This window comes from Ruegeria sp. EL01 (assembly GCF_900313035.1).
In the GTDB taxonomy this organism is placed as follows: domain Bacteria; phylum Pseudomonadota; class Alphaproteobacteria; order Rhodobacterales; family Rhodobacteraceae; genus Ruegeria.
In genome coordinates this window covers 40,839-63,388 of the sequence record NZ_OMPS01000048.1, presented here as the reverse complement: position 1 = coordinate 63,388, position 22,550 = coordinate 40,839, and the positions used below count along the sequence as shown (strand labels likewise).

Annotated in this window: 22 protein-coding genes; 13 read left to right on the top strand and 9 right to left on the bottom strand. The window is 55.9% G+C overall.

The annotated features are described in order from the left end of the window. Window positions 1-43: 43 nt before the first annotated feature. Entirely contained in the window at window positions 44-760 is a 717-nt protein-coding gene (locus D9K61_RS24475; RefSeq protein ID WP_254055865.1) for a sugar transferase, read from the bottom strand. Window positions 761-1,368: 608 nt separating this feature from the next. Here D9K61_RS24475 and D9K61_RS24470 point away from each other — a divergent pair. Continuing rightward, the gene (locus tag D9K61_RS24470; RefSeq protein ID WP_120635829.1) at window positions 1,369-2,427 is read left to right on the top strand and encodes a glycosyltransferase; all 1,059 of its coding nucleotides are present in this window, start codon (window positions 1,369-1,371) and stop codon (window positions 2,425-2,427) included. Between the two features lie 61 nt (window positions 2,428-2,488). On the opposite strand, the gene D9K61_RS24465 is transcribed toward D9K61_RS24470, so the two are convergent. The 5 genes from D9K61_RS24465 to D9K61_RS24445 all read right to left on the bottom strand — a co-directional run bounded on the left by D9K61_RS24465 (window position 2,489) and on the right by D9K61_RS24445 (window position 9,832). Further along, a complete protein-coding gene (locus D9K61_RS24465; protein ID WP_162947014.1) occupies window positions 2,489-3,823 on the bottom strand; it encodes a polysaccharide biosynthesis/export family protein in 1,335 nt (444 codons plus the stop codon). Continuing rightward, entirely contained in the window at window positions 3,816-6,032 is a 2,217-nt protein-coding gene (locus tag D9K61_RS24460) for a GumC family protein (protein ID WP_120635827.1), read from the bottom strand. The genes D9K61_RS24465 and D9K61_RS24460 overlap by 8 nt, the downstream gene beginning before the upstream one ends. Before the next feature lie 66 nt (window positions 6,033-6,098). Continuing rightward, window positions 6,099-7,394, bottom strand: coding sequence for an O-antigen ligase (locus tag D9K61_RS24455; RefSeq protein ID WP_120635826.1), 1,296 nt, complete (start codon window positions 7,392-7,394; stop codon window positions 6,099-6,101). Between the two features lie 352 nt (window positions 7,395-7,746). After that, complete coding sequence (locus D9K61_RS24450) at window positions 7,747-8,532, bottom strand: family 16 glycosylhydrolase (protein ID WP_120635825.1); 786 nt, start codon at window positions 8,530-8,532, stop codon at window positions 7,747-7,749. A 280-nt stretch (window positions 8,533-8,812) separates the two neighbouring features. Beyond that, a complete protein-coding gene (locus D9K61_RS24445; RefSeq protein WP_120635824.1) occupies window positions 8,813-9,832 on the bottom strand; it encodes a LacI family DNA-binding transcriptional regulator in 1,020 nt (339 codons plus the stop codon). Between the two features lie 135 nt (window positions 9,833-9,967). Between D9K61_RS24445 and D9K61_RS24440 the strand changes: the two genes are divergently transcribed. The 12 genes from D9K61_RS24440 (at window position 9,968) to D9K61_RS24385 (ending at window position 20,580) form a co-directional block, all read left to right on the top strand. Next, entirely contained in the window at window positions 9,968-10,165 is a 198-nt protein-coding gene (locus D9K61_RS24440) for a hypothetical protein (protein ID WP_120635823.1), read from the top strand. Between the two features lie 23 nt (window positions 10,166-10,188). Beyond that, window positions 10,189-11,334, top strand: a complete 1,146-nt coding sequence (locus tag D9K61_RS24435; RefSeq protein WP_120635822.1) for a TRAP transporter substrate-binding protein — start codon at window positions 10,189-10,191, stop codon at window positions 11,332-11,334. Window positions 11,335-11,447: 113 nt separating this feature from the next. Then, window positions 11,448-11,960 carry a TRAP transporter small permease gene (locus D9K61_RS24430; protein ID WP_120635821.1) on the top strand — a complete coding sequence of 171 codons (513 nt, stop codon included), beginning with the start codon at window positions 11,448-11,450 and terminating at the stop codon, window positions 11,958-11,960. Window positions 11,961-11,971: 11 nt separating this feature from the next. Continuing rightward, on the top strand, window positions 11,972-13,300 hold the full coding sequence (locus tag D9K61_RS24425; protein ID WP_120635820.1) for a TRAP transporter large permease: 1,329 nt from the start codon (window positions 11,972-11,974) through the stop codon (window positions 13,298-13,300). A 12-nt stretch (window positions 13,301-13,312) separates the two neighbouring features. Continuing rightward, on the top strand, window positions 13,313-14,620 hold the full coding sequence (gene hisD, locus D9K61_RS24420; RefSeq protein WP_120635819.1) for a histidinol dehydrogenase: 1,308 nt from the start codon (window positions 13,313-13,315) through the stop codon (window positions 14,618-14,620). Continuing rightward, window positions 14,613-15,374, top strand: a complete 762-nt coding sequence (locus D9K61_RS24415) for an SDR family NAD(P)-dependent oxidoreductase (RefSeq protein ID WP_120635818.1) — start codon at window positions 14,613-14,615, stop codon at window positions 15,372-15,374. The genes hisD and D9K61_RS24415 overlap by 8 nt, the downstream gene beginning before the upstream one ends. Next, the gene (locus D9K61_RS24410; RefSeq protein WP_120635817.1) at window positions 15,371-16,351 is read left to right on the top strand and encodes an alcohol dehydrogenase catalytic domain-containing protein; all 981 of its coding nucleotides are present in this window, start codon (window positions 15,371-15,373) and stop codon (window positions 16,349-16,351) included. Before D9K61_RS24415 ends, D9K61_RS24410 begins: the two co-directional genes overlap by 4 nt. 23 nt (window positions 16,352-16,374) lie before the next feature. Further along, entirely contained in the window at window positions 16,375-16,785 is a 411-nt protein-coding gene (locus D9K61_RS24405; RefSeq protein WP_120635816.1) for a universal stress protein, read from the top strand. A gap of 47 nt (window positions 16,786-16,832) precedes the next feature. Continuing rightward, on the top strand, window positions 16,833-17,339 hold the full coding sequence (gene comD / locus D9K61_RS24400) for a sulfopyruvate decarboxylase subunit alpha (RefSeq protein ID WP_120635815.1): 507 nt from the start codon (window positions 16,833-16,835) through the stop codon (window positions 17,337-17,339). Then, a complete protein-coding gene (gene comE, locus D9K61_RS24395) occupies window positions 17,336-17,890 on the top strand; it encodes a sulfopyruvate decarboxylase subunit beta (protein WP_120635814.1) in 555 nt (184 codons plus the stop codon). Before comD ends, comE begins: the two co-directional genes overlap by 4 nt. Next, entirely contained in the window at window positions 17,890-18,984 is a 1,095-nt protein-coding gene (locus D9K61_RS24390) for an alpha-hydroxy acid oxidase (protein WP_120635813.1), read from the top strand. Before comE ends, D9K61_RS24390 begins: the two co-directional genes overlap by 1 nt. A 192-nt stretch (window positions 18,985-19,176) precedes the next feature. Next, entirely contained in the window at window positions 19,177-20,580 is a 1,404-nt protein-coding gene (locus tag D9K61_RS24385) for an MATE family efflux transporter (protein ID WP_254055864.1), read from the top strand. Between the two features lie 7 nt (window positions 20,581-20,587). On the opposite strand, the gene D9K61_RS24380 is transcribed toward D9K61_RS24385, so the two are convergent. The 3 genes from D9K61_RS24380 to D9K61_RS24370 form a co-directional block, all read right to left on the bottom strand. Next, on the bottom strand, window positions 20,588-21,685 hold the full coding sequence (locus D9K61_RS24380; RefSeq protein WP_120635812.1) for a M56 family metallopeptidase: 1,098 nt from the start codon (window positions 21,683-21,685) through the stop codon (window positions 20,588-20,590). Next, window positions 21,672-22,067, bottom strand: a complete 396-nt coding sequence (locus D9K61_RS24375; RefSeq protein ID WP_120636174.1) for a BlaI/MecI/CopY family transcriptional regulator — start codon at window positions 22,065-22,067, stop codon at window positions 21,672-21,674. The genes D9K61_RS24380 and D9K61_RS24375 overlap by 14 nt, the downstream gene beginning before the upstream one ends. A gap of 68 nt (window positions 22,068-22,135) precedes the next feature. Continuing rightward, a complete protein-coding gene (locus tag D9K61_RS24370) occupies window positions 22,136-22,543 on the bottom strand; it encodes a DUF2160 domain-containing protein (RefSeq protein ID WP_120635811.1) in 408 nt (135 codons plus the stop codon). Window positions 22,544-22,550: the final 7 nt, after the last annotated feature.

Below are 22,550 nucleotides of genomic sequence, written 5' to 3'. Positions count from 1 at the left end.
AGAGGGGCACATTCACCGATCCGGGCAGGGCATTCGTTTGCTGCTACGATGTCTCATCAGAACGCATCGCGGCTGGTAGAGTCTGAGCGAGGATTGCGATGTCAGTAACGGTGCTGACCTTGGCCACATAGGCGCGATCATAAGCCACCCTGCGCTTGTAGGATGTGGTGTTCCGGCCGTTTACCTGCCACAGGCCAGTAATGCCCGGGCGTGCGCGCAGATAATAACGACGGGACGGCCCATAGCGGCGCAGCTCTTCGCTTAAAACTGGGCGGGGACCGACAAGGCTCATATCTCCACGCAGAACGTTGTAAAGCTGTGGCAATTCATCAAGGCTAAGTTTTCGCAGCACGTGCCCAACTGGCGTGACGCGCGGGTCATCGCGCAACTTCTGGCTTTTGTCCCACTCAGAGCGAGCAATTGGATCGCGTTGAAGGTGCCTTTGAAGAAGGTCATCACCATCCACAGCCATAGTTCTGAACTTGAGACAGGAAAAGGGCTGGCTTCGATACCCGACGCGACGGTGTCGATACAAAACCGGTCCCGGGGACGTTATGCAAACCAATAGCGCAAGTCCGACCATAAGCGGTGACAACATCACAAGCATGGTTACAGCGATTGCGACGTCGAGCGTTCTTTTTGTCCATCCGCCCGCGGGTTCTTCCTGTGGGGCATGATGAGTCCACACGATATGACGCGGTCGCGACACGGGCGACATAATGCCTTCGGCGGACGCCACTTCTGTCTCGATCGGTTTCATCCCACTTCATCCCTATGTCTTAGGAACCGGCGCTGGGTATCAGCACCGCTGCCACCTAAAGTTGCAAAGACGATCGCCGCGAAACACCAACCGGTGTCGGCGAAAGTGATCCGTGTACAATTTACGCCACTCGTTACTGTATTCTGACACACTGGGATTAGATGGATATGACAAATGCTGCGATTGCAAACGCCGGTAGCGATTCAAGCAAAGCACCGCCTATGGTTGCTTGGACTTTCGCCGGTTTTCCGCACAACCAACCATGTTCATCGCTTAACTTTTGACGAATGATGTCACAAATGCCCGAATCGAAGGCAGCAAAAGAACACCTTCCCAACAATCTTGGTTGCGCAATTCAAAGACTGACTCGCGGTCCTCAAGATTCACGCTAAACACGAAACGGTGCTGCCTGCCAATGGCGATACGATCACTCGGAGATCAACTCCCCCCGTTGGAACTTGAGAGCAGAGTCATAGGCACGGCTCTCGTTAGTTTCAGTGTGCGCGGGACGGTGATTGCCGGGAGGTTGGTACAGAAAAGCACTCTTTTTCGAAACCAAATCTCATCCGGGTCGTATACCAAATTTTCGGATCTAAGGTGATCTCAACATGCGAATACTGTTTGGAAGTGCTCATCCCTACTTGCCGCAAATGTATGGCGGCGCTCAGGCCAGTACGCATGAGTTGGTACAGCGCCTAAGCGCGCGTGGCCACACAGTGGGCGTATTGAGTGGCCTGACAGGAGAGGGGTGGTTAGGTCTGCGCAGCAGACTGTTGTTGAAACTGGCGCGGCGCGGTTACGTCAGCGATGACAGTCTTGGATACCCTGTGTTTCGGGCGTGGTTCGCACAGGATGTGGCGCACCGTGTTGTGGCCGATTTCAAAGCTGATGTTGCGATTTTCCAATCGCGACTTCCGGTGCCACTTGCGCAGTCAATTGACCGAAATGCAACGCGCACGTTTATCTATCTGCGCAACGTCGAAACCGAAGATCTGGGAGGGTCGCTGGCACAAGTGCCCAACACTGGCTTCATCGCGAACTCACATTTCACGGCTGAGCGCTTTGCTGAGACGCAAGGTATTTCCGCCGATGTCATCCATCCAATGATCGAAGCCGAGAAGTACCGCGTCAGCTCAACTGGTGAGAACGTGACCTTCATAAACCCCCATCCGAACAAAGGTGTCGATATCGCTTTGAAGGCGGCTGAGGCTTGTCCTGAAATCCCCTTTGTCTTTGTCCGTGGTTGGGGCCTGAGCGCCGAGCAGGAGGCTGATCTTCAGGACAACCTGTCGAGGCTTTCGAATGTCACATTGCTCCCTTCGACCAATGACATGCGTGCTGTTTATGAAAAAGCCCGTATCGTTCTTGCGCCCAGTCAGTGGGAAGAAGCGTTTGGTCGCATAGCGGCCGAAGCACAGGTCAGTGGCATACCGGTTGTGGCATCGAAAATTGGCGGGTTGCCTGAAGCTGTTGGTCCCGGCGGTATTTTGTTGGAACCGGACGCACCGGTCGGAGATTGGGCAGCGGCAGTGCGCAGCCTGTGGCATGACGAACAGATCTATTCCAAACTGTCCAAACTTGCCCTTGAACACTCCCGACGCCCCGAAATGAACTCCGAGCGCCAGATTGACAGGTTGGTTGAGATACTAGACCGCCCCGTTTCGTAGGACTGCCATCTTATGACGGCGCCAGGCCAAACTTTGGGTCGACTGATTTGGGCCCAGGGGGCTAGTTCGATTGGGGATCCTCAGATCCTTCAGTTGTCAGGCGACGTACCTGGATTGCATCATTGGCCGTCGGAGAGGAGAGGATAACCTCCAGAACATCTCCGCCCTGAACTTGATCGTTGCGCTCGACCAAAAACGTAACGGGCCCTTCGGGTTTGCTCCGGGTAACTTGCATCGTCAACGATGCCAGCATTGAAAGCTCGACCAGACCGTTGCCTGTACGCTCGGCTTCGGCAAAAAGCGCGGCTTCGGTTTCCATTTTTACACGCAGTTCGGCGGTGGCCGCGCGCTGCTCCTGAATACCTTGAACCCGTTCACGATCACGCTGGTTGGTCATATCCAACCGGTCGCGGTGCGTTTCGCTGAGCCGTTGCTCAGCACTCAGCTGGGCTGTTTCAACTTCGAGCAACCGCACTTGCTGATCTGTAACTGCGCGCTGCAGATTGCTTTCCCGCGTAACCGTAGAAAGACCGCGTTCCACAAGGCTTGAGGCGTTTTCAAGTTCCTCACTTAGTAGATTCAACTGTCTTTGCCGCACCTCAATCTGTTGTTGCAGCCGTGCGATCCGTTCCAGAAGCAAGGCTTCCAGTTCTTCGATCTGCGCAAGATTGGATGCGAAGGCCGATTGTTCGGACGCCATAATCTTGCGTTCTTGCTCGATCAGTTCGGTACCCAAAGGGGACGACACCAGTTCAGGCGGCGCTACAAACTCGGCTCCGGTTTCCTCGGCTTCCAATCGCGCGAGCCTCGCCAGGCGGCGCATAAGTTCCAACTCCATCACCCGGTAATTGCCAAGGGCGCTCAGCGCGTTGCGCTCGCCCCGAACCAATGCTGACGAGGCATCGTCTATACCGCCCGAAAGGCTAAGAGCCTGAAGCACCGACATACCCGGGACATGCGAATACGCGCCCGGGGATTTGACGTCGCCAAGTATGTAAATCGGTGCATATTCGGTAATTGTTACAATAACCTGTAAGTCGCTGCGCAGCCCCATACGGTTCTGAATGCGCCCGGCCAGGTCAGCGCCCAGTTCATCAGGTGTCATCCCCGCGGCTTGCACGCTGCCAACAAGTGGCACCGCGACCTCGCCTGATGCATTGATCAAGTAGGTTCCGGCCACTGCGTCCCAAGGCAAGAATACTTCGTCGACCGGGTCCCACTTGCCGATACGGATATCAAGCGTTTGTTGCGGTCCAAGAGTTTCAGCGCTTATCGCGCCGGTACCTGAAGATGATTGGGCGGCTGCGTTGCCTGACAACAGGACAACAACGGCGAGGGAAACAGAAACGCGGCGTCTGATGCCAGACAGGGCTTGAGATAGGATGTCTTTAAGCATTGATTTTGACCTCCTCATAACTGCCGGGGCTCATATATCGCCGTGCCTTTGACAGGTCAGCGTCTTCTAAAACCGTTGTCGCCAAAGCATCGCTGAATTTGGGATGATCAAGCAGCGCGTCCGAGACAAAGCTTGGCAGGACTTTGCCCCATGGGATGCGCAGGACGGTCATGTCATAGACCCAGGCGTGGGGATCAGATTGCTCTGTATGGCTTAACGGGTTCAACGCGACCAAAACATAGTTGAACCGCGTGCGCAGATCACTTGCCAGAATGTCCTGTGCGATGTCAGCAGAACCGCCCGTCGCGTGTTCGCGCATATGGTCCATGACGCTTTGCATGCTGGCGGTTTCCACCCCATTTGGAGTGACCGCAGGCAACAGGCCTTGTGATACGCCTTCGTAAACGACCAAAACTTTGCGGGTGCCTTCACGAGACAGTCGATTGGCCAGATCCAACGGCAAGTCCTGTGGTTTTTCCAGACCAAACGTCAGTGGAGCCACTCCGATCAACAAGCCCGTGTTGGACTGGCTGTGGGCCTCGCAAACCTGCGCCAACCTCTCAACGGTGCGGACATGTGCGTTAGCTGCCGCCGTGTCTCCCAACGTGTTGGGGTCCGGCAGCATTCCAACGCAATTCACCCCAACTCCTTGCCGCAGTTCGGATACGGTACGCGCCGGTTTTGGAGCCAACTCGCGGGCGGCGCCCGCCAATGCCCCCAACAGTCCGCCCAGCAAGGCGCCGGTGAACAACATCGCCTTTTTCCGGGGGCTGGATGGATCTTTGGGCAATTCCGCAGGCGAGATGATCTTGATCGATGCAATTGGGAAATTCTGCTGCTGCATCGTGACTTCCAGCCGGGCCAGATAGTCGCGATAGACCTGTGCATAGGTTTCCGAGATAGCTTCTAGTTGCTGCAACCTGCCGCGAAGGGCCACGTTCACATCGGAAGTGCCCGTCAACGCAGCAAGATCCGACCGCAGGGACTGCTCGCGACCCAACGCCATATTGTGCGCCACGCGCGCAGTTTGCGTCGCTTGATCCAGCTCGACCTTCAGGGTTTCGGCGAGAACTTGAATGCGGTTGCTCAGTTGCTGCGCTTGAGGGTGGTCTTCTCCGAATTGGTCAACGATTTGGCGATAGCTTTGGCTGGCATCCAGAAAATCCCGACGCACCGTGTCACTTGCACCGTCAACAAGGCCTTCGACAAATGGAACCGCGATGAAATCGGCCTCATCCGTTGCGCGTTCCGACAAGGATATCAGGCTTTCCAGATATGCTTCCGCTTCGGCTGCGGCGGCAGATGCGTTGACAAGTTCGCTGGCCAGTTCCGATTGTTGCTGTTCCGTCAGAAGATCACCGCGCACCTGCACCAGATCGTTTTCGGTGCGGAAGGCTTGCAGGGCCGAGGCAGCATCAATGGCCTTCCGTTCCAATACCTCAAGGCGTTCACGCAGCCAGGCTTCGGCCTTGGCAGCAACTTCGTTTGTCGTCACCAGCTGAAAGCCTTCGTAGGCTAAGCCGTAGCCACGCGCAATCGAGGCCGCACGGGCTGGATCAAAGTCCGAGAAGCCAATTTCGATCACAAGGCTCCGGCCGGTCCGTGAGACAGACAGCCGGTCGCGCAATATCCGAACGGCGCGGTCGCGGTCTGTCGCCTCGAAGTTAAATTCGGGAACAAGGGTATTGTCGGTGGTGGTGTTCGCTTCGCTGGCCCCTTCGGTCCCCGATTTTGCAGCAGGTTGCGGTGTCAACAAACGCGCCAACGGACGCGTCACAGACGAGACTACGCGGCTGACTTTCTCGCTCAGCCCAAGAGGCGGAGATAGGAAATCGGCGTCCTGATCAAGTTTCAGCAGATCGACAACCTGATAGGCCAGCGCGCGGGATTTGATGATCTCGATTTCGCTCTGCACAGCGGTGTCCGAACGGACGGCATTGGGTAGCGGAGAAACCTCGTTGAGCAATTCGCCGCGCTCTTCATCCAGCAAAATAGTTTCGACGGCTGTGTAACGCGGAACAGATCCAAGGATCATTAGGACAGCGATTGTGATGCCGACAAACGCACATGCCAACGCCAAGGGAATTTGGCGCCTTACGGCCCTCATCATGGCGCCCATATCGACGCGCGGCTCGTCCCGGTACCCGGCAAGTAGATGCGCATTGTCTTTGGTCCAGGTAATGCGCCGGTCTTTCACAGGTTCATTCATATCCGGAACTCCGCGATGGCGTTAGGCAACTGGCTGCTGATGGGACATTGACGCGCGACCGGATCATCATTCGAAAACCCCTGTCGCAGTGCTCAAGGATGGATGCCGTGTTGACCGCGTGGGTCTGGAAAGGGATGCTGCGTGCCGCACGTTTCGGTTGTGATCAAACAAACGCAACAAAATGAAGGCGACCAGAAAAGATCCGACGGTATGAGGTGTCACGAAATCGACCTCAGCGACCGAGCGCACCAGGAACAAGGCGGCTAGGCCAGAGAAAAACATCAACGATCCGACATTGCCCCGGCCGAATACAGCGCTGAGCGGCATGACGATCAACAGTACGCACAGTGCGATCACAAATCCAAGTCCGACCAATCCAGTCCCTACATAGGTTTCAATCAGCGCGTTGTGGAAATGAAAGCCAGAGCGCGCAGTTATGTAAAAAGTATCCCATAGTGCTTCTGCCTCTGGTCGCCCGTGAACCCAAAATGCGTTGTATCCGAGCCCCAGAACTGGTTGCCGCGCGCCGATTTCGAACGCTTGGTTCCAAAGGTATGTTCGGCCGGTCAGGGTCGTGTCCTTACCGAACGCCGCAAGAAGTGCATCGAATGCACCCAGATGTTGCGAGGCCAATACCATCGCTGCAATACCGGTCAGCGCCAAAACAACCGTAGCCCGTCGCAGCCAAGGGGCGAGAAGCATGACGAGGCCGGCAAAGAAAACGGCAGAAAATGCCACCAGAGCCGACAACAGCGAAGTCGCGGAATCCGACATCCAAAGCATGCCGCATCCAGATACTGCTGTGACCGCGATCATCGGCAACAGCACCCGCGGCGTTCTGAAGACCCCGATAAGCGACATCGAGAAGATGATCGCAAGGGTCGCAAAGTAGCCAAGCTGGTTCTTTGAGGAAAACGCACCGTTAAACGCAAAATCACCATCAATATAGTCGTAGGAATATCCCCAGTTCACAGCGGAATAGAACAGAATAAGCAGACACCCAATGGTCCCGCCAAGCGCAAGATTGCCCGGCGACGTTATTCTGGCGGCGACCAAACCGGCGAAGAAGGTGATCCCATACTGAATAGATGCGCGCAACGTGGCGGACGGCGCATCGCTCCATAAAGTGGATAGCAAAAAGAAAGACGGTAGCATCAGAAGCAGAACAACCGCGCCGGGGCGCGCCAACAAAACTCGCGGAGCGAGAGCAAAAGGAAAAAGCCAAACAGCATAAAAGGCAAGGATCGAAAGTGGTCCGAAATTCACCGAATAGGCAAAAACGATCATCGACAGCGCAACAGCAGGCACAACATAGGCCGTGTTTTGTTCAGGATCGATGATCGAAGCCAGTTTCACGTTCATTCGATTGAAGCCCTTCGGTTGTCCTTATCGACGGTGCCGACGGTCAGACAAACAAGCGCACCGCTCGTCGTGGTTGCAACACGACGGTCTTTCACGGGACGAAACCTGCGGCACCAAATGGTGCTGTCTTGCCTCCCAGAATGCCGCATGTGGCCCCTCGAAAACAAGTGATACCGACCCAGGCTAGGGTGCCCATGCGGGAATCGACCAAGATTTGGGCAAGAGCAATGAACTACTTTGCCTTGGTTTCCCGGCTCAGAATCTATGAGAGTCGTTTTGAAAATCGGTTTCAAAGACAAGCACACATCTTTCCAGCGCACTTCTGATCGCCTGTATTGTGCAGGGTTCGTGATCAAAGCGCATTGACCCTGCTGTCACAAAGTACAGACTGTTCGAACGCGCATCTTTCACCCAGTTTGGTGTAGGCCGCCCAGTCGACTTCAAGAACCTGCGGCGCAGAAGACGCCGAAAATGCGCCCATCCAACTGACCAGAGTGTCGGTTGACCAAATGCTGAGGTACATTTTTTGAGGCTCGTTCGGCAAAGCGTCTCCGCTTAGGTCTCGCTGTAGCTCACCGTCGATGTACCAACGTATCCGGCCGGGTTCCCAGATGAACGAATAGGTTCGAAATACATCGTCGTCCGGCATGGAGTGCAGTTCGGTGTTGTTGCTATCCCCCTTGAAATGGAAGTTCGTCTGCAGCGTTGGCGCGTCGCGCGCAATAAATTCAAAGTCGATCTCGTTATGGGGCCGATCCTGCGGAGACCCTATGAACGTGAACATGTTGGCGTTCATACCGCGCGCGTAGGGAACCTTCATGCGTGCCTCAAACGTGCCGTATCCCAACCGGTCTTGTGATTGTATTTCACCGCAACTGAAATCGCGGTCCTCTTTGGCATGATCCGTCAGGGACAACAAAAGTTTGCCGTCCTTTATTTTGACCCGGTTCCTGTGCCAAAGGCAGCTTTGGTGGTCGCCGTTTGCCCAACCGCTTGAGACAAACCACCGGTCCTGAGACAGGTTGTTGAATGGCTCGAAGAACGAGCCACCATTCTGTGAGAGGGCACCGGTGGGAGCAGCAACAGATGCAGTTAAGGCTAAAGCTGAAAACCACCGATTTGAGCAATTTGACGACATGACTGGTCCTTTTCCTATCTAAGGAAATGAGTCTTCGCCCCAAGGCTAGTTCCTTGCGGGAAAACAGACCAACAGCATTCAACCGATACGCGACGATCCGCCGAGAATACCCGGATTGAGCAGCCGACCAGCGCTGCCAGATCAAAGTTTAGAAGCTTCGGCTGTCGCGGTGTCCAAAGAGGGCAGGGCAGCGACCAACCAGTCTCTTACGCGTCAGCCTTTGGTGGGGTGAATTCGGAAGATTGCAGCGAGGAATACGCAAGCTGGCACAAAATTCAGGTCAATTCGCTCGATCAAGCGATTGTCGGTTCACGATTTCGGTTGGCAGTTCGATAGAATGCCCCACTGACCCCGTTTCGATCATTTCAATCAACGCCAGTGCCGCTTTTCGACCCATTTCGCGGTGCGGAACATGCACGGTGGTCAATGGCGGGCTGATGATCCTGGCAAGTTCGATATCGTCGAACCCGGTTACCGAGACGTCATCCGGAACCCGAATTCCCATGTCCTGAGCTTGCCGGACCGCGCCAACCGCCAAAACGTCGTTACCGCATAGGACGGCCGTCGGTCGTTCTGTTTGGGACATAAGCTTGGCAAATGCCTCGGCGCCATTTTCGATTTCATATGATGTCTCTATGATCGGCAGGCTCTCGGACGGCAGACCATTCATCTTCATGGCGTCCTTTAAGCCTTCGATTCTAAGCCGGGCCCGATCGTTTCCCTGTCTGATGCCCGAAATCGCCGCCAGGCGCGTATGTCCAAGTTCTATCACCTGGTTCGCTAAGGCTTTCATTGCCTGCCTGTTGTTGAATCCGATCGAAGGCGTGTCTTTGTCCGGGATAAACGACCACGCCACAACGGTGGGCATCTTGCGCTGTTCAAGGAAATCGAAAATGCGGGGCGCGCGATCGTGACCAATCAACAAAAGTCCATCGGCGCCGCGCGCCACCAGTGTGCGAATTTGTTCTTCTTCATCTTCGGATCGGTAGGCTGAACTGGATACAAGCAGAGTGTAACCTTGCCGGTGAATTTCTTCCTGAAAGGCCTGTAAGCCTCTGGCAAAAATCGCATTTTCCATAGTTGGAATGATAGCGCCAATCGTGAATGAGCGTTTTGCAGCCATCACGCGCGCGGCAAAATTCGGCGTGTAACCCAAAGCGGATACAGCAGACATCACACGTTCGCGCGTTGCTGCGACAACGCGCTCTGGATCGTTGAGGCACCTCGACACCGTTGCCGTCGAAACACCGGCTTTTCGGGCCACGTCATCCAATGTCGGAGCTGACCGAAGATTTGACATTACCGAACTCACAATTCGTTTTCACTTAAGTCTAGCTGTTTCATGGGTCATATGAAAGCAGCAATGTAAGCGCTTGCAATTCAAATGTAAGCGCTTACAAATGGGGTAGAGCCGATTCTACTGGGAGATCAGAGCGTGTTCCTTGCTGCATCCATAATCGTATTTGTCATCTATTTTGCGAATGTGGCTTTGGGTGCCTTTGCAAGCAGCGCGTTTCTTGGAGACGTAGGGGAAATGTTGGTTCTGTTCGCGGCCTCGATCTTGTTCGTTGTCGCAATTCTGAAAAAGGAGGCGGATCGCAAAGCCGCAAAAGGCGGTTCAGACGAGCGCTGAATTTTCCTATGGGAGGGCAATACATGAACAATGACAGAAAAGAACTTGCGTCCGCAGAGCGCCGCAATTTCCTAAAACTCAGTGCCGGCGGGGCATTTACCGCTGCGCTCGTCGCCGTGGCGGGGGGCGTTTTGTGGTCATCAGAAGCCGCAGCGCAAACCGCTAAGGAAGAGAGTGAGAGAGAGAAGGCCGCTGACCACGTGATGACCATTGCGACGGCCTATGTGCTGGGCGCATCGCGCAGTTATCCGATCATGCAGCTGGATCTGAAAGAAAACATCCAGAACGCAACGAATGGCAAGGTCTACGTTAAACTGGCCCCGGGCGGTCAGTTGGGTGCGGGCGGATCGCTGGTGCAAAAAGTGCAAGGTGGCACGATCCAGGCGGCGCAGCATTCACTGTCGAACTTTGCGCCATTTGCGTCGACGGTCGACCTGATCAACATGCCGTACCTGTGTGGATCAAACCAGCGGTTCACCAACCTGGTTCATTCGGACACCTGGAAGAACGAAGTTCACCCCAAGGTCGAAGCCGCCGGGTTCAAGGCGTTGTTCTATGTGGTGATCGACCCCCGTGTTGTCGCGGTCCGTCAAGGTGGCAACGCAATCATTACCCCTTCCGACATGAGCGGCGTGAAGTTCCGCGTGCCGGGTTCCAAGATGCTGCAGCAATACTACCGGATGGCCGGTGCAAACCCGACACCAGTCGCCTGGGGCGAAACGCCTTCAGCGATTAAACAAGGTGTCGCAGATGCGCTCGATCCGTCTGTTGGTGCGCTGTATGTGTTCGGCTTCAAGGACATCCTCAGCCACGTGACCTTCACGCAGGCGGTGCCGGATAGCCAAGTCTATTCCTGTAATCTTGAATGGTTCAACTCGATGCCTGCTGATGTTCAGGAAGGTATCATGTGGGGCGCCGAGATGACCAGCCATCAGAACCTGTCCAAGGTTCCGTCAGCACGTGCTTATGCGATGGCCGAGTTGAACAAGGCAGGGGTCGAATTCCATTCGCTTAGCAGCGATCAACTGGCCGAATGGCAGGATGCCGGCGGGTATCAGAATGCTGATTGGGATCCGTTCAAAATGGAACTGGCTGGATCGATGGACAACTTTGAGAAGCTGGTCGAAGCGGCTGGAACTCAGGGTAAGTATTACGTCCACGACGCCTAACGCCTTATTGGCGGACGCCTCATGAAGGCGTCCGAATTTACCACAGTTAGCCAGGCCGCAAAGGCCCGTAAACAGAAGGTTTCGGCCTGGCTGCTCTATCGCCGAGGGATAAGATGACCATTCTTCAAAAAGTAGATCGCAATGCTGAACGCTGGCTGCTGCTGGTGTTCTACGTGATGCTCGTCATCACGATGGCCGTCGAGGTTCTGAGACGAGAGATATTCGCGTTTTCGTCGATCTGGGGTGAGGAAATCGTCCGCTATTCCTTCATCTACCTAGCATGGATCGGGGCGGCAGCGGCCGTTAAGGAACGCGCCCATATCCGTATCGACGTCTTGATGCATTACCTCGGGCCACGCCCCAAGGCGCTGCTGTACATCTTCGGTGATCTGGTGATGTTCGGGGTGGCGATCATCGCGCTTTATTGGTCCTACGAGGCGGTGCATGTCTCGGCCAAGTTCGGATCTGTGACGGACGGGCTGCGTGTGTCCAAGGTCTGGTTCCTGATGGCTGTGCCCACCGGTTTTGCGCTGATGATCTGGCGGCTGATTCAATCCTTCCTACGTGACTTGAAATCCCTTCGCGACGGCACGCCCGTTTTCGAAGGCGACAAGCTGTTTGACTGAGGAGAAACAGAATGCTCTGGGGTTCCCTCAATCAATCCGTCGAATTGGGCTGGGATTTTTACCTGCCTGTCATTTTCTTTGTTGGTCTGATCGCACTGGCAGTTCCGGTTTGGGCGGCAATTGGCACCGCCGCGATCGTCATGCTGGTCATGTCTGGCGATCTGCCGCTGAGCCTGGTTGGCGAAAGCCTGTTTACCGGCATCGACGCCTTTGCCCTGACGGCCGTCCCACTGTTCATCCTGACCGGAGACGTGCTGGTTCGAACGGGCTTATCGCGAAAATTCCTTGACGTGGCCGAAGCGTTGACGTGCTTCACCAAGGGCGGCTTTGGTTCGGCCACTGTTCTGGTTTGCGGTATGTTCGCTGCGATTTCCGGCTCGGATGCTGCTGGTGCCGCAGCTGTGGGTCGCATGACCATCAACCGGCTCGTCGAAAGCGGCTATCCGCGCCCATATGCCTGCGCCTTGGTGGCGGCAGGGGCATGTACCGGTATTCTGATCCCGCCATCCATCGCGTATATCATCATCGGTTTGGTGCTGGGTATATCCGCCTCGACATTGTTCCTGGCAGCCCTCATTCCCGGCTTGGCCATTCTGATATCGATCCTGATCACCAACCTGATCGTGAACCGCATCTACCTGTACGAAGGCGGCGGTGTGATGACCTTTGGGGAGTGGCTGAGCAATCTTGGGAAGGCGCTCAAATCCGGCTGGTACGCGTTCATCGTTCCCGGCATAATCTTCTATGGCATCTTCTCGGGGCGTCTGACCCCGACCGAGGCTGGTGCCACGGCTGTGGTCGTGACGATTATCATGGGGTTCATCCTGCGCACGCTAACCCTGGCCGACTTCCCCTCGATGTTGGTCAGCTCGGCCAAGGTGAATGGTGTAATCCTGCCGATTATCGCCTTCTCGGCCCCATTGGCCGAGGCGCTTGCGATCATGGGTGTGCCCCAGGGGTTTGTCGCTTCGATCACGGCTCTGACGGATGATCCCTATGTCTTGATCCTACTGATGATCGGTATCCTGATTGCTGCTGGCTGTGTGATGGAGACGACACCAAACATCGTGATCCTTGCGCCGATCCTGAAGCCTTTGGCGGATAATATCGGTATGAACGAAATTCAGTTCTGCATCATGATGATCACTGCTCTGGGCGTTGGGTTTATCACGCCTCCACTGGGATTGAACCTCTTCGTGGTGTCCGGGATCACCGGCGAATCCATCTTGAAGATCGCCGCTCGGGCGGTACCCTTTGTTTTGACCATGTTTTTTGTTGTCCTGCTGATTGCGTATGTTCCTGCGGTTTCGACAACATTTCTCCCTGAAATCTATCAATAGGACTTGCTGAATATGCCGCGTGACTACCTTAAAAAGGCAACTCTTACCCCGCAAACCCACGCTTCAGAGGTGCATGAGACGGTCAAGACCATCCTTGCTGACATCGAAGCAGAGGGGGATGCCAAAGCCCTTGAATATGCGGTCAAGTTCGACAAATTCGACGGCAATGTTTTGATGACCGCGGAAGAAATCGAAGCCGCTTGTGCGTTGGTTCCGGAAAAGCTGAAGGCTGATATCCGCTTTGCCCACGACAATGTGCGCCGGTTTGCAGAGACGCAGAAAGCAACAGTGTCCGATGTTGAGATGGAAATCGTTCCGGGCTTTGTGGCTGGCCAAAAAGCCATCCCGGTCGACGCGGCAGGGTGTTACGTTCCGGGCGGTCGCTATAGCCACATCGCAAGTGCGATCATGACTGTGACAACGGCCAAGGTGGCCGGATGTCGCCACATCACGGCTTGTTCTCCGCCACGACCCGGTGAAGGCGTCGCGCCGGCGATTGTGTATGCAGCGCATATCTGTGGTGCGGACAGCATTCTGGCCATGGGCGGCGTACAGGGCGTGGCTGCGATGACCTACGGGCTGTTTGGCCTGCCGCGTGCCAATATCCTTGTAGGACCAGGCAACCAGTTCGTGGCCGAGGCCAAGCGCATTCTCTATGGCACGGTTGGGATCGACATGATTGCGGGTCCGACCGACAGTCTGATCCTCGCAGATTCCTCGTCTGATGCGCATGTGGTGGCTACGGATTTGGTCAGTCAGGCCGAACACGGCTACAACTCGCCAGTCTGGCTGGTGACGGATGATCGTGGCTTGGCTGAAAAAGTCATGTCCTTGGTTCCGACCCTGATCGACGACTTGCCTGAATTGAACCGCGAAAACGCATTTGCCGCGTGGCGCGACTATGCCGAGGTTATTGTTTGTTCGGATCGCGAAGAAATGGCGGCGTGTTCTGATGAATACGCGCCTGAACACCTGACCGTACAGGCCGAAGATCTGGATTGGTGGCTTGGTCGGCTTACCTGCTATGGATCGCTGTTTCTGGGTGAAGAAACCACCGTATCTTACGGCGACAAGGCCACAGGCACCAACCACGTGCTGCCGACATCAGGTGCGGCCAGCTATACTGGTGGTCTGAGTGTTCATAAATACATGAAAATTGTCACCTGGCAGCGCGCAACGCGCGAAGGATCAAAGTCCATTGCTGTGGCCACGGCGCGTATCTCGCGCCTTGAAGGGATGGAGGGGCACGCACGCGCGGCGGATGTCCGTCTTGCCAAGTATTTCCCAGACGAACAGTTTGACCTGACCGCCGATGGATGACCCACGTGCGTTATTTGATCTGACAGGCCGGGTTGCCTGCGTAACTGGGGCAAGCTCGGGCCTGGGGCGGCGCGTGGCGAAAGTTTTGGCCGCCGCCGGGGCGCAAGTCGTTGGTGTGGCGCGTCGGGCCGACGCGCTTGAACAGCTGTGCGACGAAATTGGCGGTAACGCCGCCTTTACGATGGGCGATGTGGCGGATCGGTCGAAAACGGATGCAATCGTCGCTGAGGTTTCAGCCAAATTCGGACCACCGGACATTATCGTCCACGCGGCGGGGGTGAATACCCGGGAAGCGGCAGACGATGTCTCGGATGCGGGATGGGATGCCACGATGGCGCTCAACCTCAGTGCTCCGTTCTTTCTAAGCCGGGCCATGGTGCCTTCGATGAAAACCCGAGGGTGGGGGCGGATTGTCAATTTTGCATCCTTGCAGACCACGCGCGCCTTTCCCAACGGAATAGCGTATGGCGCAACAAAGGCTGGCATTGGGCAATTGACCCGTGCGATGGCCGAAGCGTGGTCGCCGCATGGGATCACCGCGAATGCAATCGGACCGGGGTTCTTTCCGACCGAGTTGACGCAGGCCGTGTTTGACGACACCGAACGCGCCACCCGTAACGCCGACCAGACGTGTATGCAGCGAAACGGGCGCCTGGAGGATATCGACGGTCCGATCTTGTTTTTATGTTCAAAAGCATCGGATTATGTGACGGGGCAGGTCCTGATGGTCGACGGGGGGTTCACGGCGAAATGAAAGCGCTGGTTTACAACGGTGTCGAACAATTGTCGTTTGCGGACGTCCCTGATGCTGTCCCCGGTATCGGAGAATGCCTGATCCGTATTGAGGCATCCGGTATCTGTGGATCAGACATGCACGCCTATCTTGGGCATGATGCCCGGCGACCAGCGCCGCTGATCCTGGGTCACGAAGCAGCTGGTGTTGTCGCCGGTGGCCCTCGGGACGGCACGCGCGTGACAATCAACCCGTTGGTCACCTGCGGCACATGCTCTGCATGTGTGGCAGAACGCGAAAACCTCTGTTCCAATCGTCAGATTATCTCGATGCCACCCAGAGAAGGCGCTTTTGCACAGTTCGTTTCAATCCCGGACAGCAATCTGGTCGAGGTACCCGAGAGTGTCCCGCTGACCAAAGCCGCGCTGGCTGAACCGTTGGCTGTCAGTTGGCATGCCGTGCGGTTGGCAATCGAAGCCCAGCACCCTGCCACCAATCGACGCGCGCTGGTGATCGGCGGTGGTGCGATAGGGTTGGCCGCCGCACTGGCCCTTGGGGCAATGGATGTCGAGGATGTGACGCTTGTTGAACCGAATGCGCTGCGCCGCGACTATCTTCGCGCGCTGGGGTCGTTCAACGTGGTGGAAATCCCGACCGGAGAGTTTTCGCTGGTGATTGACGCGGTGGGATATGTGGCCACCCGTGTTGTGGCTTCTGCCCACGTCAAACCTGGTGGTGTCATCGCACATGTCGGTCTGGGCGAGGACACTGGTGGTTTGGACATTCGACGGATGACCCTGCAAGAGATTACGTTTATCGGTACCTATACCTATACGTCCCAAGACTTCCGCGACACCGCACAGGCCATCTTTGACGGTCGACTTGGGGCGCTGAATTGGACTGAAATGCGTGGTTTGTCAGAAGGAGCGCAAGCTTTTCGCGATCTGCGCTCAGGTGCCGTTGCCGCACCGAAAGTAATCCTGAACCCCTGGGAATAATCCCTGCAGAATTGGAGGCAGTCATGTACAAAAAAGTCCTTGTTCCGATGGCGCTGGACCATGGTATTTCGCAGCATACACTGGAAGTTGCCCGTGCCCTGTCTGAAGACCGGGCCCAGATCATGGCTTTGCATGTATACGAAATGCCACAGGGATCGGTCAGCGCCTATCTTGACAAATCAGCCGTCGCCGAAGGTTTTGAACGCGCGCGCCGGCAATTGCTGACTAAGGTTGAAGGTCTCGAAGGTGTGAACTCGGAAATTGTGAAAGGTCACACCGCGCGCACGATCATCGATTATGCAGATACCAATGGTGTTGATTGCATTGTCATCGGCTCGCATAAGCCGGGTCTCAGCGACTATTTTCTGGGCTCGACCGCGTCGCGGGTCGTCCGCCACGCAACCTGCGCCGTACATGTGCACCGCAGGGCCTGAATTCTTAATCGCGCTTCGGCGCCCCAAACAGGACTGACTGATCGGAAATGAACATAGACAAAAAGATCACCGACGATCTGGTTGCGAATGATATCTCGTTCGTCACCACCGTACCGTGTAAACAGCTGGCCGGTGTGATCGAAGAAATCGATGCGCATGATAAAATTTTTCACATTCCGTCCAACAAGGAAGACGAGGGGATGGGCCTATGTGCAGGCGCGTGGATGGGCGGTAAACGTCCGGCGATCATCATGCAGAACACCGCCATCGGCGTGACCATCAACACAATCGCAACCTTGATTCAATACTACCGTATGCCTTTGCCAATGCTGATCTCCTATCGCGGCGAACTACGTGAACCAGTGGCCTGCCAGGTCGAAATGGCGGTGCATACCAAGGCACTGCTGGCACAGATGAACATCCCAACCTACCACTTTCATCATCAGGCGGATGTCGAAGAACTGGACGCGATCCTGAAATACACGTTCATGTGCAACAAACCGGTCGCAATTCTGACCGATGCAAATTTCTGGGGAGGCTATGGCGACCAATGATCCGTTCTGAAATCCTGAAGGAAATCGCCCCGATCCTGCGTGATCAACTGGTTGTCTGTAACATCGGCATTCCCAGCCAGGAATTGCACGCCATCGATGATCAACCGACCAACTTCTACATGTTGGGCACCATGGGACTGGCGTCGAGCATCGGTCTGGGTCTTGCCCTGTCACAACCGAAACCGGTTATTGTTATCGACGGCGATGGCTCGATCCTGACCAACCTCGGCACACTGCCCACTATCGCTAACAACGTGGCCGACAATTACGTCCTGCTGATCATCGACAATGGCTCCTACGGCTCGACCGGCGACCAGCCGACCTATGCCGGACAGAAAACCTCGCTGACCAAAATGGCCGAGGCTGCAGGCTGCGAGCGCGTGATCGAATGCGCTGCCGAAGATACCGGCCGCGTGCTTCAAGAAGCGTTGGAGGCCAAGCAGATGACCATCATCGTAAGCAAATGTGAAAGCGGCAATGCCAAGATGCCCGTCATAACTATGGACCCGGTCGTGATCCGTGACCGGTTCATGAAGGCCGTTCAGGCTTAATGCCGCAGAGCGCTATCCACTGCGCGGAAGACGCCCGCTGTCTGGCCCGGCGGCGTCTGCCGTGGATGGTGTTCGACTATATCGATGGGTCTGCCGGTGCAGAAATGGGCGCGGCGCGTAATCGCGCCGCGCTGGACGCTATGACCCTGCGCCCGCGCATCCTGCGAGATGTCAGCAAAAGGTCGCTAGGTAGCACCGTATTTGGGAAAGCCACCAAGCTTCCTTTTGGCATAGCCCCCATGGGTATGTGCAACCTGTCAGCACCAGGGGCAGATCTGATGTTGGCGCGTTTGGCTGCGCGGTATTCAGTGCCGCTGGGTGTGTCCACCGTTGCTTCAACCCCGATGGACGAGATGATCGAGACTGCGCAGGGCAATGCGTGGTTCCAGTTGTACTTCAGCGGCGATGGAGCGGGCACATTCAAGCTTGTGGATCGTGCCAAGGCTGCTGGTTATGAGACGCTTGTGCTGACGGTGGATGTTCCCGAAGTTGGGCGCCGCCCGCGAGAGCTGCGCCATGGGTTTCGAATGCCTTTCCGATTGGGCCCAAAGCAATTTCTGGATTTCGCGCTGCATCCCCGTTGGTCCCTGAGTACTTTGCTACATGGTAAGCCTCAGATGGCCAATTTCCTGATGGACGGCTACGAGTTCGATCGAACCGAAAGTCGCGCCAAGGCCGATTGGGAAACGCTGGCACGGCTGAGAGATAAGTGGTCGGGGAAGCTGGTTGTCAAAGGTGTTCTGGATGCTGAGGACGCAGGTGCCCTGAAAACTGTGGGCGTGGATGCAATTCAGGTCTCCAGCCACGGCTCAAGACAATTGGACAGCGCACCGGCACCGTTTTCGGCCCTTTCGGATATCCGAAATTCCGTGGGCGATGACTTTCCAGTTTTTTACGACAGTGGTCTGCGATCCGGTGAAGACGTGCTCAAGTCGATTGCTCAGGGCGCAAATTTTGTTTTCTTTGGCCGTGTTCTGCAATTCGCGATAGCGGCAGAAGGAGAGGCAGGACTTCAACAGCTGTGGGACGTGCTCAGCGACGAGATGAGCATCGCAATGGCGCAGATCGGTGTGACATCTGTTGAGGCTGTTTGATCCGACGGCAACAACCACTTCAAAGCCAACAAAAATCAGTCGCGTTCGTACGAAGATTACTGACATATGGGGATATGCGGTTGCGCCCTGAACGATCTGATGTCCGCATGAGGGATTAGTCACAGGGTGCTTCGGATGCTGCGATGGTTGTTAATGTGCCGTTGCAGAGTGTTGGAAGGAGCGGCCTAAGCCATGGCAGACCAGTCAAAACATCAGGCCGTGTTTCTAAGTGGCAGCCTGATGCGCCACGTGACGCGCATGTCGCTGACCACCAGTATTGGCCTGATGGCTATTTTCGCCGTCGACTTCGTGGACATGGTCTTTATCTCGATGTTGGGGAATGACGCGCTGGCGGCAGCCGTGGGTTACGCCGGGACGCTGTTGTTCTTTACGAACGCTATCAACATTGGCCTGTCTATTTCCGCCGGGGCGCTTGTCGCGCGCGAACTTGGGGCTGGCAGGTCGGGGCAGGCGGGTCACTACGCGTCGAGCGTCGCCGTTTTGGGGCTGATTGTCGGGGTGATTACGTCGGCTCTGGTCTTGATGAACATCAGTTTCTTGCTGTCTCTTCTGGGTGCCGAAGGCGAGGTGCTTAGACTGGGCACGCGGTATGTGTCGATTATCCTGCCGACCATGTGGGTGATGTCGCTTGCGATGGTGTCCATGGCTGTGTTGCGCGCCCATGGAGATGCGCGCCGATCAATGATGGCGACCATCTATGGTGGTGTAGTGAACGCGGTGCTGGACCCCATCTTGATCTTTGCTGTTGGATTGGGATTGGATGGTGCCGCCATCGCGTCGGTTCTTGCTCGGATTTGCATGTTGGCGGCAGCATTATGGCCTGCATTACGGGTCCACCACGGATTCGCTCGTCCGTCTCTGAAACAGGTCGCAACTGACCTGCGACCAGTCCGGGCTATTGCGATACCGGCTGTTCTGACAAATGTGGCCACCCCCATTGGAAACGCCATCGTGGTGCGTGAGATTGCTCAGTATGGCACGGATGCTGTGGCTGGAATGGCTGTCATCGGGCGTCTACTGCCAGTGGCGTTTTCGGTCATTTTTGCCCTGTCGGGCGCAATCGGACCAATGATCGGTCAGAACTTCGGCGCCGAGAAATTTGACCGGGTCCGCGAGGCCTTTTTTGCCGGGATCAAATTTACGGCCATCTATGTGCTTGGCATGGCCGCAATCCTGTTCCTGTTGCGTGGCCCAATCGCGGATCTGTTCGCCGCGCAAGGTGAAACCCGGATATTGATCTATCTGTTCTGCGGTCCGCTGGCGCTTGCGGCCTTTTTCAACGGGGTCATATTTGTGGCGAATGCCAGCTTTAACAATCTGGGGCATCCCGTTTATTCGACATGGATAAACTGGGGTCGCCACACGATCGGAACCTGGGTGTTCGCGACCATTGGGTCGTACCTGGCAGGGGCGTCAGGTGTCCTACTGGGGCAAGCCTTCGGAGGTGTCATATTCGCTGCCATCAGTTGGGTATTTGTCGCGCGCGTGGTGTCACGCCTGACACGGCCGCAGGACATCGACCCGTTTGCGGACCAAAAGCGCATTCTGTCCCTGTTCGGCCGTCGAGGCTGGTGACCAGGTGTCAATTGCCTTGATTACGGGCTTCCAACCGTTCCAGGTTTACAACCGTGGACAACATCAAACGATCATGGCTCCAGTCTTGCGTCTGTTGCAGCGATGCGGCACCCAGCGCAAGAAGGGTGGCAAAACTCAGCGTCAGGCCCAAAAACACAGCCGGTAAAGGTGCCGAAACTGACGGGGCGTCCGTCAGCGCAATGACCCGCTGCCGTAGCACCCGCTTGGCTTTGCCTCCGGTGACCAAGGCCACGTTCAACACACGTGGGCGACCCATCGTGACAGTGCGGGCGCAATAGTCCAGCAGGCACGTCGTGTATTCGCGAGCATCAATCCGTTTGCGGGCAACCACTGACTGGTCACAGGCCAATTCGCGCAATCGACCGAATTGATACTTGAGCATCAGGTAGGCCGGGTTCCAGAACAGTAGGGGGCGCAGGATTTCAAAACCCAGCTCCCACTCCACGTCGCCAGCGCGGATATGCTGAAACTCATGCGCCAAGGCGAACCGCAGCTCGCGCGGGGTGTCCAGAAGATGACTGGGCAACACCACATGGCGACGGCGCAATCCGCGCACAGCGAAGGGGATGGTGATGCGATCTGACAGGCGAATGTCCACCTTGGTGGACCGACGCCAAAGAAAACTGTTGGCAACCGCATTTCGGATCGCCAGCGCGTCGCGGATGGCGCGAACAGTAAACAAGCTGGCGATTGCAGCCAGCAGTGCCAGGGTGATCGTCAGCGCTGTATTTTGTCCAGACAGGACAAGATCGACCCATCGTTCGCGGGTGTTCAACAGCGCCTCGAACTGAGTTGCAGGCATCGAAATCTCGCCCCGCAAATAAGCTGCCACCGCAATATCACCCAAACCAACAGCTTGGCCGGGCCATGCAGACGCAGCAAGCGCAGAGACACCAAGGGCCAATAGCGGACTGAGCAGCACACAGATACACAGGGCTTTGAGCGTGCGAAGTTGCGCCACAAACCCGTATCGCAGCGATGTGCGGGCCAGCGCGGCGCGCGCCGCCAGCCAGATTACGGCTGAAAACCCCAGCACGATATTCAATTCGAGATACGCATCGAGAACCGGTTTAACCGCTGTCATTTTGCAGTCTCCTCTCTACCAGTGCTCGAATTTCCTCAAGATCATCTTCACTCAGCCCCGCGTCGTCTACCAATCGCGCCACCAGTGTGGCGGGCGTGTCATCGAACAATGTACGGGACAGGTTTTGAAGCGATCGTGCCTGATACCTGTCTTTTTCCAGAAGGGGCCTGTAGATCAGTGTTTTGCCGTCCTTACGACTTTCGACAAAACCTTTTTCGTCGAGAATGCGCAGGATCGTCGCACCTGATGTATAGGCCAGATTGCGCTCTGGCGGCAGGCGGTCAAGAACGTCACGAACCGAGCCTTGTCCGAGGGCCCAGAGTTCGTTCATGAACTCAAGTTCAACCTCGGTCAGCAGATTTGTCGTCTTTTTCTTACGCATCGGTTTCGGTGTCGCCATTTTATTTAGTATGCCCGCTAAACAAGCATCCTTTCGCGGTTACGCAAAGCCTAAACTTTCGAGAAAACAAAAACGCCCCAACCAATAGACAGGAAAAGCGGTACCCAGACCGGCTGCCCCACAAAGCCAAGCCATGCCAGGAAGATGTAGACCGATCCAAGCAGCGTAATGAACAACCGGTCTCCTAAGGTTGTGGTCAGGCCAAGGACACCGCGTCGTTCAATCCCGTCCCGAAATCGGGTGACTTCCAGAATGCCAATCAAGGCGATAGCCGAAAAGATACCAACAAACACGGCGAGTGTTGCGGGTGTCCAAGCCATCCAGAAATCGGGCCACAGCGGGGCCGTCCAGGAGAACGCTTTTTCTTCTTGCTGGCCGACACTGCCCCATCCGGCTGCGGCCTGCGCCAAAGCAGAGGTAGGGAGGAGAAGCGGGAGGGTGAATAGAAGTTTGCGCATATCGAAC

Excerpts from the sequence above, each read along its gene's own strand:
- D9K61_RS24475 (WP_254055865.1), bottom strand. The coding sequence starts at position 760 with ATGAAACCGATCGAGACAGAAGTGGCGTCCGCCGAAGGCATTATGTCG.
- D9K61_RS24470 (WP_120635829.1), top strand. The coding sequence starts at position 1,369 with ATGCGAATACTGTTTGGAAGTGCTCATCCCTACTTGCCGCAAATGTAT.
- D9K61_RS24465 (WP_162947014.1), bottom strand. The coding sequence starts at position 3,823 with ATGCTTAAAGACATCCTATCTCAAGCCCTGTCTGGCATCAGACGCCGC.
- D9K61_RS24460 (WP_120635827.1), bottom strand. The coding sequence starts at position 6,032 with ATGAATGAACCTGTGAAAGACCGGCGCATTACCTGGACCAAAGACAAT.
- D9K61_RS24455 (WP_120635826.1), bottom strand. The coding sequence starts at position 7,394 with ATGAACGTGAAACTGGCTTCGATCATCGATCCTGAACAAAACACGGCC.
- D9K61_RS24450 (WP_120635825.1), bottom strand. The coding sequence starts at position 8,532 with ATGTCGTCAAATTGCTCAAATCGGTGGTTTTCAGCTTTAGCCTTAACT.
- D9K61_RS24445 (WP_120635824.1), bottom strand. The coding sequence starts at position 9,832 with ATGTCAAATCTTCGGTCAGCTCCGACATTGGATGACGTGGCCCGAAAA.
- D9K61_RS24435 (WP_120635822.1), top strand. The coding sequence starts at position 10,189 with ATGAACAATGACAGAAAAGAACTTGCGTCCGCAGAGCGCCGCAATTTC.
- D9K61_RS24430 (WP_120635821.1), top strand. The coding sequence starts at position 11,448 with ATGACCATTCTTCAAAAAGTAGATCGCAATGCTGAACGCTGGCTGCTG.
- D9K61_RS24425 (WP_120635820.1), top strand. The coding sequence starts at position 11,972 with ATGCTCTGGGGTTCCCTCAATCAATCCGTCGAATTGGGCTGGGATTTT.
- hisD (WP_120635819.1), top strand. The coding sequence starts at position 13,313 with ATGCCGCGTGACTACCTTAAAAAGGCAACTCTTACCCCGCAAACCCAC.
- D9K61_RS24415 (WP_120635818.1), top strand. The coding sequence starts at position 14,613 with ATGGATGACCCACGTGCGTTATTTGATCTGACAGGCCGGGTTGCCTGC.
- D9K61_RS24410 (WP_120635817.1), top strand. The coding sequence starts at position 15,371 with ATGAAAGCGCTGGTTTACAACGGTGTCGAACAATTGTCGTTTGCGGAC.
- D9K61_RS24405 (WP_120635816.1), top strand. The coding sequence starts at position 16,375 with ATGTACAAAAAAGTCCTTGTTCCGATGGCGCTGGACCATGGTATTTCG.
- comD (WP_120635815.1), top strand. The coding sequence starts at position 16,833 with ATGAACATAGACAAAAAGATCACCGACGATCTGGTTGCGAATGATATC.
- comE (WP_120635814.1), top strand. The coding sequence starts at position 17,336 with ATGATCCGTTCTGAAATCCTGAAGGAAATCGCCCCGATCCTGCGTGAT.
- D9K61_RS24390 (WP_120635813.1), top strand. The coding sequence starts at position 17,890 with ATGCCGCAGAGCGCTATCCACTGCGCGGAAGACGCCCGCTGTCTGGCC.
- D9K61_RS24385 (WP_254055864.1), top strand. The coding sequence starts at position 19,177 with ATGGCAGACCAGTCAAAACATCAGGCCGTGTTTCTAAGTGGCAGCCTG.
- D9K61_RS24380 (WP_120635812.1), bottom strand. The coding sequence starts at position 21,685 with ATGACAGCGGTTAAACCGGTTCTCGATGCGTATCTCGAATTGAATATC.
- D9K61_RS24375 (WP_120636174.1), bottom strand. The coding sequence starts at position 22,067 with ATGCGTAAGAAAAAGACGACAAATCTGCTGACCGAGGTTGAACTTGAG.
- D9K61_RS24370 (WP_120635811.1), bottom strand. The coding sequence starts at position 22,543 with ATGCGCAAACTTCTATTCACCCTCCCGCTTCTCCTCCCTACCTCTGCT.